The sequence below is a fragment of the Methylosinus sp. LW4 genome (genome assembly GCF_000379125.1).
Taxonomy (GTDB): domain Bacteria; phylum Pseudomonadota; class Alphaproteobacteria; order Rhizobiales; family Beijerinckiaceae; genus Methylosinus.
Genome location: NZ_KB900626.1, coordinates 2,066,352 through 2,079,301, shown reverse-complemented (window position 1 = coordinate 2,079,301; position 12,950 = coordinate 2,066,352). Strand labels below are relative to the sequence as shown.

General features: G+C 66.8%; 10 protein-coding genes. 2 read left to right on the top strand and 8 right to left on the bottom strand.

The window, feature by feature from the left end; all coding sequences use genetic code 11:
- Window positions 1-73: 73 nt before the first annotated feature.
- Window positions 74-1,681 (top strand): flavin monoamine oxidase family protein, encoded by a 1,608-nt coding sequence (locus METLW4_RS0110470; RefSeq protein WP_026191415.1) that lies wholly within the window; start codon window positions 74-76, stop codon window positions 1,679-1,681.
- Here METLW4_RS0110470 and METLW4_RS0110465 read toward each other — a convergent pair.
- The 5 genes from METLW4_RS0110465 to METLW4_RS26460 form a co-directional block, all read right to left on the bottom strand.
- A complete protein-coding gene (locus METLW4_RS0110465; RefSeq protein WP_018266157.1) occupies window positions 1,657-1,953 on the bottom strand; it encodes a hypothetical protein in 297 nt (98 codons plus the stop codon). The genes METLW4_RS0110470 and METLW4_RS0110465 overlap by 25 nt on opposite strands.
- Window positions 1,954-2,081: 128 nt before the next feature.
- On the bottom strand, window positions 2,082-2,486 hold the full coding sequence (locus METLW4_RS24610) for a PRC-barrel domain-containing protein (protein ID WP_018266156.1): 405 nt from the start codon (window positions 2,484-2,486) through the stop codon (window positions 2,082-2,084).
- Between the two features lie 68 nt (window positions 2,487-2,554).
- Window positions 2,555-4,852 (bottom strand): amylo-alpha-1,6-glucosidase, encoded by a 2,298-nt coding sequence (locus METLW4_RS0110455; RefSeq protein ID WP_018266155.1) that lies wholly within the window; start codon window positions 4,850-4,852, stop codon window positions 2,555-2,557.
- A complete protein-coding gene (locus tag METLW4_RS0110450; RefSeq protein ID WP_018266154.1) occupies window positions 4,809-5,993 on the bottom strand; it encodes a glycosyltransferase family 4 protein in 1,185 nt (394 codons plus the stop codon). Before METLW4_RS0110450 ends, METLW4_RS0110455 begins: the two co-directional genes overlap by 44 nt.
- A gap of 46 nt (window positions 5,994-6,039) precedes the next feature.
- Window positions 6,040-7,632, bottom strand: coding sequence for a CYTH and CHAD domain-containing protein (locus METLW4_RS26460; RefSeq protein ID WP_018266153.1), 1,593 nt, complete (start codon window positions 7,630-7,632; stop codon window positions 6,040-6,042).
- A gap of 206 nt (window positions 7,633-7,838) precedes the next feature.
- On the opposite strand from METLW4_RS26460, the gene METLW4_RS0110440 reads away from it, so the two are divergent.
- Complete coding sequence (locus METLW4_RS0110440; RefSeq protein WP_018266152.1) at window positions 7,839-8,690, top strand: nickel/cobalt efflux transporter; 852 nt, start codon at window positions 7,839-7,841, stop codon at window positions 8,688-8,690.
- 6 nt (window positions 8,691-8,696) lie between these two features.
- On the opposite strand, the gene METLW4_RS0110435 is transcribed toward METLW4_RS0110440, so the two are convergent.
- Genes METLW4_RS0110435 through METLW4_RS0110425 form a run of 3 tightly spaced genes read right to left on the bottom strand, consistent with a single transcriptional unit; the run spans window position 8,697 to window position 12,904 of the window.
- Window positions 8,697-9,563: an SDR family oxidoreductase gene (locus tag METLW4_RS0110435; protein WP_018266151.1), complete on the bottom strand. Its 867-nt coding sequence runs from the start codon at window positions 9,561-9,563 to the stop codon at window positions 8,697-8,699.
- 10 nt (window positions 9,564-9,573) lie between these two features.
- Window positions 9,574-12,393, bottom strand: a complete 2,820-nt coding sequence (locus tag METLW4_RS0110430; protein WP_018266150.1) for a heavy metal translocating P-type ATPase — start codon at window positions 12,391-12,393, stop codon at window positions 9,574-9,576.
- A gap of 25 nt (window positions 12,394-12,418) precedes the next feature.
- The gene (locus tag METLW4_RS0110425; protein ID WP_018266149.1) at window positions 12,419-12,904 is read right to left on the bottom strand and encodes a methyltransferase family protein; all 486 of its coding nucleotides are present in this window, start codon (window positions 12,902-12,904) and stop codon (window positions 12,419-12,421) included.
- Between the last annotated feature and the right edge of the window lie 46 nt (window positions 12,905-12,950).

The following is a 12,950-nucleotide window of genomic DNA, read 5'->3' as shown; positions in this document are numbered from 1 at the left end:
AAAAGCGACAAAATCCCGGCACGCCCTTTGCGTCGCTTTGCAGCAAAAGGCCAGACGGCTCAGGAGCTGAAATATGCTGGACGTTGTGATTGTCGGGGGCGGGGCCTGCGGCTTGGCGCTGGCGCGCGGTCTCGCTGGGGCAGGGGTGAGCTTCGCGCTCTATGAAGCGCGTCCGCGGCTCGGCGGGCGCGTATTGTCGGTCGAGGACAAAGCCTCGGGAATGCGCGTCGATATGGGTCCGACCTGGTTCTGGCCGGACACGCAGCCGACCATCACCGCTCTGGTGAAGGAGCTCGGCCTCACGGATTTTCCGCAATATGATCCGGGCACGGCGCTGCTGCTCGCCTTCGGCGACAAGAAGCCGGAGACGCGCATGACGCCCAATCTCCATTCCGGCGCGCGTCGGCTGGAGGGCGGCATGGCCTCGCTGATCGAGGCGCTGACGGCGGCGGTTCCGGCGGATGCGATTCATCTCTCCTCCGTGCTGCGCGCCATCGCCGACCGCGGCGATCATGTGGAGCTGACCTTCGAGTCGGACGGCAAGACCGAGACCGTGACCGCCAAGCGCGCCGTTCTCGCTCTGCCGCCGCGCCTGCTGGCGGAGCATCTCGCCTTCCAGCCGGAGCTCGACGCGCTGAGCCGCAACGCCATGCGCAGCGCGCCGACCTGGATGGCGTCGCAGGCCAAGGCCGTGGTCGGCTTCTCCGGCGCGCCGGCCTGGCGGGCGGAAGGGCATTCCGGCAACGCCTTCGCCACCCATGAGCAGGCCGTTCTGGGCGAGATTTTCGACGCCTGCGACGCCTCCGGCGAGCGCGCGGCGATCGGCGGCTTCTTCGCGCTCTCCGCGGAGCTGCGGGAGGCGTTCAGCGGCGGCATGTCCATGCTGATCGAAAGTCAGTTCGTTCAATTGTTCGGCAGGTCGGTCGAGGACGGCGAGCAGCATGTCCAGGATTGGACGCACGAACCCTTCACCTGCGCGACGATCGATCTCACCCCGCCGTCCGAGCATCCCGACTATGGCGATCCGCTGCTGCGGCAGGCCTTTTGGGACGGAAAGCTCTATCTCGGCGGCACGGAGACCGCGCGCGAGGGCGGCGGCTATCTCGAGGGCGCGCTGGTCGCGGCCGAGCGTATAAGGCTGCGCCTTCTCGATCAGAAGGAGACGTCGACGATGATTTCCGGCGAAGGCGCCTCCGGCGAGGCGCTCAATGAAGCCAGCATGGCGCGTTTCCGCGAATGGGTGAACGCCAAGCGCGCCCCGACTTTCGCCAGCTATCGCCAGCGGCTGAATTTCGGCCTCTCCAACGGCCAGAAGGAGCAGATCACGCAACGCGCCATGCTCGGCGCGATGGAGGCGGTGCTGAAGGAGGCGATCGCCGTGCTCGAGGGCCTGCCCTTCGACCATTCCGTCGTCGCCGTCGACAAGGGCCGCTCCGATCTGACGCCGCTGGCGCAAAAGGCCTTCGACGGCTTCATTCAGGAGCTGCTCGACGGCGTCATCGACTTTAATCGCACCTCTTGCGCGCTCTCCAATTTCCCGGAGGAGCACAAGCCGTCCAAGGATTATCTCCAGGTCACGCTGCTCGACATTGCGGCGGCGTGGAAGGAGTTCTCGCTGGACGCCAATCAGGTGCTGCTCGACAAGCGCGTCGTCGATCAGCAGGCGACGCGCAGCCTCTGATAGCCGAGAAAAGCGCCCCAATTGTCGTAGACGCCCGCATTCACGAGACAGCCGTTGCGGGCGTAGACGTAAGGATAGGGCGCCGGATAGCGGTAATAATACGAATAGGGCGTGGCGGTGAGGACGCCCGGCGTCAGCGCCGGAACCGCGCCCGGCACAGGCGCGGGGAGCTCGGGAACGAAAAATCCGTCGGCCTGCGCGAGAGCGGAGGTCGACGGAGCGAGGAGAAGCGCAGCCGAAAAGCCGAGCGCCGCGAAGCGTCGAAGAGTCACGAGAAAATCTCCATTCGAAAAAGCGAGTCGAGAAAAAACGCCGCGCGAATCGACGGTCTGAAATTTCTAACGCATAGCGGCGAAGCCTGTCGATCCTGGAGCGAGCCGCAGGCGCGCCGCCGCGCGCCTCAGCCGCGCGGACGCGGCTGCTGCTCGCCCTGCCATTGCTGCGACTGCTCGTCCCAATAAGGGCGCGCGTGATAATGCTCGTGAACACGCTTCTCCCAGTCGCGGTCGGTCCAGCTGTCGTCGCTGAACTCGGGCGCATTCTGCAGCTGCTGCTCGATGATGTCGGCGACATAGCCCTCGCGTTCATTGTCGTAGGAGAGCGAGTTCCACGGCAGCGGATAATGGCTGTGGCCGAGGCCGAGAAAGCCGCCGAAGCTCATGACGGCGTAGCGCACGCGGCCCGAGATCTTGTCGATCATCAGATGATCGATCTCTCCGAGCTGATTGCCGAGCCGATCGAAGACAGTCGTGCCTTCGACGTCTTCGCTGGAGACGAGATTGAGGTCGGGATTGGCGCTCGCCATCGGCAGTTCCTCCTGTGGCCGCGATCGTCCCGAAGCAACGCGGCGGCTCTGGAATGGTTCCGCCGCCCTCAGCCCTTGGCCGTGAGCGGATGCTCGCGCACATCTGGATCGAAGACCAGCGACACTTGGACGTCGCCGATGGTGCGCAGCACATGCAGCGATATGGCCGAGCGGGCGTCCTGCTTCAACGCCAGATCGACGCGCGCCTCGCCGAGCGAGAGATCGCGTATCACGATCTCGCCGGCCGAGAGCGGCACGGAGGGATTCACCAGGCGAATTTGTCGCGCCTTATGGTCGAACTCGAGGCCGAGCATGGTTTGGATGAGCAGGAAAGGCGCACTCGCCGCCCAGGCCTGTGGCGAGCAGGCGGCGGGATAGAGAGTGGGGCCGCGTCCGCGGCGCCGGCGAAAGCCGCAATAGAGCTCTGGAATGCGGCGCGCCTCCATATAGCTCGCGGCGCGGATCAGCGAGTCGAATATCGCCGCGACGCCCTCCTTGAAGCCATAGCGGCCGAGCCCATGCGCGATCAGCGCATTGTCATGCGGCCATATGGAGCCGTTGTGATAGGACATGGGATTGTAGCGGCTCTCGCCGCGCGCCACGGTGCGCAAGCCCCAGCCGGAAAAGAATTTGGAGTCGAGCAGCCCATCGGCGACGCTCTGCGCGCGCTCCGGCCGCGCTATGCCTGCATAGAGCGCATGTCCCGCATTGCTCGTGCGCACCTTGCATTGCTTTTTGTCGCCGTCCAGCGCCAGCGCATAGGTGCCGATCTCCTCGCACCAGAAGGCCTCCTCGAAACGCGCGCGCAGAGTCTCGGCGGCGCGCGCCAGCTCCTCGGCGCGCGCATGCAGGCCGAGCTCGCGCGCGCAATGGGCGGCGAGGCGCCGCGCGGCGTAGACATAGGCCTGCGCCTCGACCAGAGCGATCGGGCCATCCGCGAGACGTCCATCGGCGTGGAAGACGGAATCATGCGAATCCTTCCAGCCCTGATTGCGCAATCCCTTCTCCGTATGGCGCGCATATTCGACGAAGCCGTCGCCGTCCGGGTCGCCTGGTCCGTCGATCCAGGCGAGCGCGCGCTCTATCGCCGGCCACAGCTCGCGCACCAGCGCGTAATCCCCCGTGCGACGCGCGTAATAGCCGGCGAGAACGATGAAGAGCGGAGTCGAATCCACCGAGCCGTAATAGAGGCCGAAGGGAATTTCGCCGAGCGCCGCCATCTCGCCGTCGCGCATCTCGTGCAGAATCTTGCCGGGCTCGCTGTCCGCGCGCGCGTCGAAATCCTCCGCCTGATGCGCGGCGAGACGCTTCAGCACGCCGATGGCGATGCTGGGGTCGAACCACAGCATTTGCAACGCGGTGATGATGCCGTCGCGTCCGAATGTGGTCGAATACCAGGGAATGCCGGCGTAAGGATAGCAGCCTTCCGCCGTCTTGGTGAGCAGCATGCGCACATCGGCGGTCGAGCGCCAGAGGATTTGATTGAGCGTCGGATCGGATGTCTCGACATGCGCGCTCTGGCCGGCGGCGGCCTTCAATTCGCGATGCAGACCGGTCAATCCGTTGAAGAAGGATTGCGTCGATTTCGGCAGACGTCCGCGGCTCGCGGCGGTGAGGAAGATCGTCTGCGCCTGGCGCGGCGCGAGGCGCAGCGAATAGGTGGCGACGCTGTCGACGAGAAGCGAAGGATCGGGCTCGAAGGACAGCGCCGTCTCGCGCAGCGCGCCGTCGAGGCCGCGATAATAGAGCGCGACTGCGCCGGCCGCCAAAAGCTGCGTCCAGGCGCGCCCGCGTTGCGCGCGCTTGACGCCGCGCACCTCGAAAATATCGGCGAAATCATTGCCGAAGCCGATCGACAGATCGAGCCGAACCTCCTCGGCGCTCTGGTTGGAGATCTCGAGCCGCTCGCGCAGCGAGCCGTCCTTGAGATAGAGCGTGCGCGAGACATAGACCGAGTCTTTCAGCAGCGCGATCTTCTCGTCGCGGAAAATATCGGGATTGGTGAGATCGACATAAAAGCTCAGATTGTCGTCGCGTATGGCGGAGTCGAGCAGCAAGGGCTGCGCGCCTTCGATCAGGAGCTCGAGATGAGAGAGATAGCGCGTGTCGTGATCGAAGAGCCCGTCCGGCCCGCCCGCCGTCGCGCCTATGTCGCCATGGCTGTCGAAGACGGCGAATGTGTCGTCGTGCTTGAGCGTGCGGCGCGGCCGCGAAGGCGGCCCGGTCGCCGGAATGTAGAATTGCAGCTCATGCGCCTGCGGCGCGTCGCCGGCGTCCGGCGGCGCGCCGGACTCTCGCGGCTCGCGCGCTGCCTCGCTTTCGCTAGAGCGGGGGATATGTATCGTCCGGTTCGATTTGCTCGACATTCCTGCTGAAATAGGTCGGCGGCAGCACAATGGGATGCGCGCGCAGCTCGGCCGGCGCCGGAGCGCGCAGCAGGCGGCGATAGATGGCGACATATTCCGCCGCCATTCGCGCCGCAGAAAATCGCTCCTCGAAGCGTCGCCGGATCTGCGCGCGGTCGAGCGCGAGCACGCGCGGAAGACGCGCGATCGCCTCCGCGACATTCTCCACCAGCGCGCCGGTGACGCCGTCCTCTAGGATCTCCGGCGCCGCGCCGCGGCGAAAGGCCAGAACCGGCGCGCCGCAGGCCATCGCCTCGATCATGACGAGGCCGAAAGGCTCGGGCCATTCGATCGGAAACAGCAGCGCGCGCGCCTCGCCGAGAAAACGGCTCTTGCAGCGATCGTCGATCTCGCCGACGAACTCGATTCCCGGAAGCGACAGCAGCGGCTCGATATGCTCGTGAAAATAGGCCTTGTCCGGCAGATCGACCTTGGCCGCGATCTTCAGCGGCAGGCCGACGGCGCGCGCTATGGCGATGGCGTGATCGAGACCTTTCTCCGGCGATGTGCGGCCGAGAAAGGCGAGATAATCGCCTGCAGAATGCAGCGTCGGCGCGAGCAGATCGAGCGGCAATGCGTTCATCACCGTGCCGACGAAATTGGCGTGTGGAACGGCCTTGCGCTGCGAGTCGGAGATGGAGACCAGCGGCATTTCGGGAAAGCCGGCGTAGAGACGATCGAGATCGGGAAGGTCCTGGCGCCCGTGCAGCGTCGTCAGCGTATGCGCCGCAATGTCGCGAAACAGCGGGAAATGCAGCTGATCGATATGAAAATGCAATATGTCGAATTGTGAGGCCACGCGCCGCACGCGATCGAGCATCAGCAGATAGCTCGGCGTCGGATCGCTCGCGCGCTTCTGACGCAAAGGCAGATCGCTGCAGCAGACATGTCGCGCGGAAGTGACCGAGCCGCCGCTCGCAAAGAGCGTGACGTCATGGCCCTGCGCGACCAGCTCCTCGGTGAGAAAGGAGACGATGCGCTCCGTTCCGCCATAGAGGCGCGGCGGCACGCTTTCGATCAATGGCGCGATCTGGGCGATTTTTAAAGGCGGCGGACGCGTCCATTCGATCGGCGCGCGCCACTGCTGGTGCAGCGTGCTCATTTGGCAAGACAACGTCTCGCGGGCGTCTTGGTTCCGCGCGCATGGCTCAGCGCCAGAATGTCTCGAGCTTCTTCAAGGATTTCTCGGTCTTCTTCCAATCCGTCGCGGCGCCCTCGCGCGCATGCGCGCACCAGCCTACGGCGAAGGCGCTCGCCGGCGCGATATCGGGGTCGGATGCGCCGAGATCGCGCAGCAGCTCCGCCGCGACGGCGAGATCGTTGATGGCGCCGAGCTCGTCCTGCAGCGCGGCCGTGCGTCGCAGATAGTGGCGCGATTTCGCATGCGCGTCGAAAAGGGATTCGAAAAACTCCGCGGCGTAGCGCGCCTTCTTGAAGGCGATGCGCGCATGGTGCCGCTGCTCCGGCGTCAGCGCGGCGAGGTCGCGGCTCTTCTTCAGCGCGCGGCGATGCAGCCGATCGAGCGAGCGTATGGCGAATTGCTTCGCCGAGCCGGGCGCGCTCGCATCGAGCCTCGCGCGTCCATCCTCGCCGGGCTGCGCGCGCCAATTTCTGGCGGCGAGGGCGGCGCGCAGATCGACGACGAATTGCGTCGTCCGCGGCGCGGCGATGAGCGCGGCGACGGCGGCGTGCGCTTCTATGCGTCGCCGCTCGACCGCATCGAGCAGCGCATAGAAGCTCGGCTCGCCATTGGCCTGGGCGAGCGGACCGGCGACCAGCATATCGACGAGCACGTCGAGATTGCGCGCCGCGCCGAGTGTCGTCGCTATCTCCTTCGCGCGCGCGGCGGCGATCTCCAGCGCTTCGCTCGTGACTCCGCGGCGCAGCATGCCGACGCCGGCGCGCAGGCGTCGCAGCGAGACGCGCATCTGGTGAATGGCTTCCTCCGGCGCCTGATATTGCAGCGCCGGCCAATTGGCGACGAATTGATCGAGGCAGGCGGAGAGCGCCGCGACGATCGCTTCATCCAGCGAGGCCCCCTCGGCGAGCGTCGGCCGGCGCGCCTTCGCCGGCGCGAGGCCTTCGCCGGTCGCGCGCGCCAGCGCCAGCTCGGCCTCGCTCATCGGCAGAAAGCGCGCTCTCACGCGCGGCGCGAGCTCGGCGGCGACGTTCCAGAATTCTTCCTCGGCGCCGTCGATGAGCTGCAGCTCGATCTCATGGAAATTGACGCGGCGTCCACCGCATTCGACGAAGCCGTCGTCGAAGCAGACGGCGATGCGCGTCTGCGCGCGCTCGACCAGGCGCTCGCGTCGCTCCGTCTCGGCGACGCTGCGCGCCTCCAGCGGACGATCGGCGATGGAGCGGCGCAGCGGCTCGGAGAAGCCGAGCATCTTGCCGACCTCGAGCGTCGGCACGCGTAGCTCTATCGAGCCGCGCGCCCCCGGCGCCGAAGGGCGCTCCCAGCTCAGCTCGACGAAAGCGGCGCCATGCATCTCATAGCCGCGCAGCTGAATATTCTGCTTGCGCAGATCATCGACGGCGGTGTCGAAAATGATCGAGCGAATGCGCCGCGTCGGCCGCGAGACGGAGCCGATGGTGAGGCTGTCGCTGCGGGCGGCGACGGTCATGCCGGCGCGATCGGTTCCAAAACGGATGCGCGGACCTTCGCCGCTGCGCCGGCTCCGCAAGGCGCGCCGGGTCGCCTCCTGGGCGGCCGCGCTCGAGGCGAGTTGGCGATCCATATGAAACCGTGCGGCTTTCGGGCTCGATGCGGAGAGTTTCGGCTCTCGCGACGGGCCGGTCAAGGGGCGGGACAGGGATTAGATGTGGCGCGGACGGCGATTTCGCTATTCATGCTTACCGCGGCAAAAGCGCCGCGCGCCCAGAAGAGGGACTTAACCGGCGGCCCGAAAGTCAGTATATGCCACGGGCGGAGAATAGAGGGCGCATGGCGAATCTCGCGGATTTGTTTCGGGACGGCGCGGCCAACGCCTGGCTGTTCGCGCCGACGGCGGTCGCGCTCGGCGCGCTGCACGGCCTCGAGCCCGGCCATTCCAAGACGATGATGGCGGCCTTCATCGTCGCGGTGCGCGGCACGGTCGGTCAGGCGATTCTGCTCGGCCTCTCGGCGACGCTCTCGCATACGGCGATCGTATGGATCGTCGCGCTCACCGGGCTCTATCTCGGCGCGCATTGGAACGCAGAGGCCAATGAGCCCTATCTGCAAATCGCCTCCGGCGCGCTGATCCTCTCCGTCGCCGCCTGGATGACATGGCGCATCTGGCGCGATCGTCCGCGCGCGCATGCTCACGATCATTCGCATGACCACGCGCATGGACACGACCACGATCACGATCATTCGCATCGCCACGCGCACGACCATGCCGCGGCGGACAGCGTTTCGCTGATTCTCGACGAGGAGACGATGGACGCGCATGAGCGCGCCCATGCGCAGGACATAAAGCGACGCTTCGCCTCCCGCCATGTGACGACGGGGCAGATCATCGTGTTCGGCCTCACCGGCGGGCTCATCCCATGCCCGGCCTCGATCACCGTGCTCCTGCTCTGTCTTCAGCTCGGGCAGATGGCGCTGGGCGCGGCTCTGGTGCTGTGCTTCAGCATCGGCCTCGCGATCACAATGGTCGCCGTCGGCGTCGCCGCGGCGCTCGGCGTGCGTCATGCGTCGGACCGTTGGTCCGGCTTCGATGCGATCGCCGCCAAGGCGCCCTATCTCTCCGGCGCGCTGATCTCCATTGTCGGACTCTACACGCTCTATTCTGGCTTTGCGGCGCTCGGCTGAGCGCGCTCAGCCGCCGAAGGGGAATTTCTGCACGCCGGCGGTGATCGGCGCGTCGAGGAAGAAATCCAATATCGCCGGCTGGCTCGGATCGACCGCATAGGGCGAGAAATCCGTCACGCCTTCCTCGGCGAGAACATTCACATCGATGAAGAAATTGCCGGTGCAGGCGCGCGCCTCGCGCGTCAAAATCGCATGGGCGGCGTCGGCGACGATTTGCGGCTTGCGCGCGCGGCGCAGCACGGCGTCGCCGCCGAGCAGATTGCCGACGGCGGCCGTGGCGATCGCCGTCTCCGGCCATAGCGAGTTCACCGCGACCTTGCCGGAAAGCTCGCGCGCGAGGCCGAGCGTGACGAGGCTCATGCCATATTTCGCCATTGTGTAGGCGAGATTGGGCGCGAACCAGCGCGGGCTCATGTCGAGCGGCGGCGACAGAGTGAGAATGTGCGGATTGGCGGATTTCTTCAGATAGGGCAAAGCGAGCTTGGCGCAGAGAAAGGTCCCGCGCGCATTGATCTGATGCATCAGATCGAATCGCTTCATCTCGATCGCCTCGACGCCGCGCAGATCGATCGCGCTGGCGTTATTGACGAGAATGTCGACGCCGCCGAAGATCGCCGCCGTCTTGTCGAAGGCCTCCTGCACCTGCGCGTCGAAGCGAATGTCGCAGGGCAGGGCGAGCGCCCGCCCGCCCGCCTTCTCGATCGCCGCGGCGGCGGTGTAGATCGTCCCCGGCAGCTTTGGATGCTCGGCGACGCTTTTGGCGATGATCGCCACATTGGCACCGTCGCGCGCCGCGCGCTCCGCTATCGCGAGGCCGATGCCGCGGCTCGCGCCGGTGACGAGAAGAGTCTTGCCTGCGAGCGATCCCGCCATGGGCGCGCGCTCAGGCCGCGACCCGCGCCGGATAGCCGGCGTCGGTGATGATCTTGGCGAGGCCTTCCGGGTCCTTGGGCGAGGGGGAGACCTCCACCTTGCCGGTGGCGAGGTCGATCTTCACCTGCGCCTGCGGCTCCGCCTTCTGCACCGCCTCGGTCACATGCTTCACGCATTTGCCGCAAGACATTTCCTGAACGTCGAATGTCGTCGTCATATCGTTTTCCTCCTCATTGATTTGCAGCGGCGAGCCCGAAGGCTCGCGGTCCGACGCCGCTATGGACCGCGAGCCTTCAGGCTCGCTCTCTTCCACGCGCAAAGGCGTTTCGAAGCTCGTCGCGCTCTCCTCCACCGGCGGCTGGAAGCGCCGCAGCCGCAGCGCATTGGTCAGCACGAAGACGCTCGAGAACGCCATGGCGCCCGCGCCGAGCATGGGCGAGAGCAGCGTTCCATTGAAGGGATAGAGCGCGCCCGCCGCGACGGGAATCAGAATCACATTATAGGCGAAGGCCCAAAAGAGATTCTGCGCGATATTGCGCATGGTCGCGCGCGAGAGCGCGAGCGCGGCCGGCACTTTCGACACATGGCCGGACATCAGCACGACATCGGCGGCCTCGATCGCAATGTCGGTTCCCGTGCCGATGGCGATTCCGACATCGGCGGCGGCGAGCGCCGGCGCGTCATTGACGCCATCGCCGACGAAGGCGATGCGTCGCCCTTCGCGCAGGCGCTGCAATGCGGCCACCTTGCCCTCCGGCAGCACGCCGGCGATCACCTCGTCCATGCCGAGCTTCGCCGCAATGGCGCGCGCGGTGCGCTCGTCGTCGCCGGTTATCATCGCCGTGGCGACGCCTTGCGCATGCAGAGCGGCGACGGCGGCGACGCTCGTCTCCTCGAGCGCGTCGGCGACGCAGAGAATGGCCGCGAGCTTTCCATCGATCGCGACATAGAGCGGCGTCTTGCCTTCCGCCGATAGCCGCGCCGCGGTTGTATCGAAGGCGCCGATATCGAGGCCGAGCGCCGTCATGAAGCGAGCGGCGCCGACGGCGATCTTTCGCCCCTCCGCCGTCGCCTCGACGCCCATGCCGGGCGTCGCCACAAAGTCTCGCGCCTCGACGAGGGAAAGCCCGCGCGCTTTCGCGGCGGCGACGAGCGCGCCGGCGATCGGATGTTCCGAGCGCGCCTCGACGCTGGCGGCGAGCCGCAGCGCGTCATCGGCGGAGACGCCTTGCGTCGCCTCGAGATCGGTGAGCTCGGGCTTGCCGCGCGTCAGCGTGCCGGTCTTGTCGAAGGCGATCAGCGTTACATCGCGCAGGCTCTGCAACGCCTCGCCCTTGCGGAACAAAATGCCGAGCTCGGCCGCGCGCCCCGTGCCGGTCATGATGGCCGCCGGCGTCGCCAGCCCCATGGCGCAAGGGCAGGCGATGATGAGCACCGCGACCGCCGCCACCAGAGCATAAGAGACGTCGCGCTGCGGGCCGAAGGCGAGCCAGACGATGAAGGTGACGAGCGCGATTGCGAGCACGGCGGGCACGAAGACGCCGGTGACGCGATCGACCAGAGCCTGTATCGGCAGCTTGGCGCCTTGCGCCTGCTCCACCATGCGAATGACGCCGGCGAGCACAGTATCCGCGCCGACGCGCGTCGCGCGAAAGGTGAAGGCGCCGGTCGTGTTCACCGTGGCGCCCGTCACCTCCGAGCCTTTGCGCTTGCCGACAGGCGCGGGCTCGCCGGTAATCATCGATTCGTCGACATGAGAGGCGCCGTCGACGATGATTCCATCCGTCGCTATGCGCTCGCCCGGCCGCACGGCGACGAGATCGCCGACGACGACATCGTCGATCGGCAGCTCGATCTCCTCGGCGCCGCGCAGCACGCGCGCGGTCTTGGGCTGCAACGCGGCGAGCGCGCGGATCGCCTCCGACGTGCGGCCCTTGGCGCGCGCCTCGAGCGTGCGGCCGAAGAGGATCAGCGTGACGATGACGACGGCGGATTCGTAATAGACATCGGCGGCGCCATGCGGCAGCAGGCTCGGCGCGAAAGTGGCGACGACCGAATAGAGATAGGCGCTCATCGTGCCGATGGCGACGAGCGAGTTCATATCCGGGTGGCCGCGCCAGAGCGAGGGCAGGCCTTTCTCGAAGAAGGCGCGGCCCGGCCCGGCGAGCACCAGAGTCGCGAGAATGAAGGAGAGATAGCGAATGGTCTGATGGCCGATGGCGGCCATGAGCCAATCGCCGAGTCCCGGAATCGTGTGCGCGCCCATCTCGAGGAAGACGACCGGCGCGCTGAGCGCCGCCGCGACGATGAGGCGCTTGCGCAGCGACGCGGCCTCCTGCTCGCGCGCGGTCCTCTCGCGATCGGCGGCTTTGGCGCCGGTCTCGAGCTCGCGCGGCTCATAGCCGGCTTCCGCCACCGCGCGGCGCAGCGCCTTGGCCATATCGCCGCCGCTGAGCGCGCGCACCCGCGCTCGCTCCGTCGCGAGATTGACCTCGGCGGCGATCACGCCAGGAACGGCGCGCAGCGCTTTTTCGACATGGGCGACGCAGGAGGCGCAGGTTATGCCGCCGACGCCGAATTCGATCGTCTCGATCGCGGGCTCATAGCCGGCCTCGTCCACCGCGCGGGCGATCTGCGCGAGGTCCGCGCCCGGCGCGAGCGTGACGTCGGCGCGCTCCGTCGCGAGGTTGACGGAGGCCGAGAGCACGCCCGGCGCGCCGCGCAGCGCCTTTTCGACATGAGAAACGCAGGAGGCGCAGGTCATTCCGCGCACGCCGAAGGCGAGATGCGCGTCGGCGGGCGAGTCTGCGCGAGTCGCGGCGTCGGCCATCAGATTCAGCTCCTCTCGCCTCAGTCTACAACCAGCGGCGCGTTCTCGCGACATAGGCGTCGAACTCGGCGCCGAACCGTTGCGACAAATGGCGCTCTTCCCGCTCTATCGCCAGCCGCTGCACCAGAACGGCCGCCACGGGCGTGAGCAGGAGCATCCATGTCGAGCCGAGGGCGAGGCCGAGGCCCGCGATCAGCGCGACATGCGACACATAGATGGGGTTGCGCGACCATTGGTAGGGCCCTGCGGTGACGAGGCTCGAGACGGCGCGATCAGGCCGGATCGTGGTGCCTTGCCGGCGCATCAGCGACGCGCACCAGAGATCATTGGCGAGCGCGAGCGCGACGATGAGGCCGCCGGCGATGCGCGCGCCGAGCGGCCAGGCGTCCTCGGAGAGCGGCAGAAGCAGATCGAGCAGCGCCCCGCCGGCGATCGCCGCGAGGAGCAGCAAAGGCGGCCATGCGATCCGCGACGGCGGATCGGCCTCGGCTCGGCTCTCGTCGATGGACATGGGAACCCTCTTTCTGCTCAGATCGCGTTGGCGTGAAGGATTTTCA

Bases quoted from the DNA above. Each gene is read 5' to 3' on its own strand.
- METLW4_RS0110455 (WP_018266155.1), bottom strand. From the start codon at position 4,852: ATGTCGAGCAAATCGAACCGGACGATACATATCCCCCGCTCTAGCGAA.
- METLW4_RS0110440 (WP_018266152.1), top strand. From the start codon at position 7,839: ATGGCGAATCTCGCGGATTTGTTTCGGGACGGCGCGGCCAACGCCTGG.
- METLW4_RS0110435 (WP_018266151.1), bottom strand. From the start codon at position 9,563: ATGGCGGGATCGCTCGCAGGCAAGACTCTTCTCGTCACCGGCGCGAGC.
- METLW4_RS0110450 (WP_018266154.1), bottom strand. From the start codon at position 5,993: ATGAGCACGCTGCACCAGCAGTGGCGCGCGCCGATCGAATGGACGCGT.
- METLW4_RS0110430 (WP_018266150.1), bottom strand. From the start codon at position 12,393: ATGGCCGACGCCGCGACTCGCGCAGACTCGCCCGCCGACGCGCATCTC.
- METLW4_RS26460 (WP_018266153.1), bottom strand. From the start codon at position 7,632: ATGGATCGCCAACTCGCCTCGAGCGCGGCCGCCCAGGAGGCGACCCGG.
- METLW4_RS0110470 (WP_026191415.1), top strand. From the start codon at position 74: ATGCTGGACGTTGTGATTGTCGGGGGCGGGGCCTGCGGCTTGGCGCTG.
- METLW4_RS0110425 (WP_018266149.1), bottom strand. From the start codon at position 12,904: ATGTCCATCGACGAGAGCCGAGCCGAGGCCGATCCGCCGTCGCGGATC.
- METLW4_RS24610 (WP_018266156.1), bottom strand. From the start codon at position 2,486: ATGGCGAGCGCCAATCCCGACCTCAATCTCGTCTCCAGCGAAGACGTC.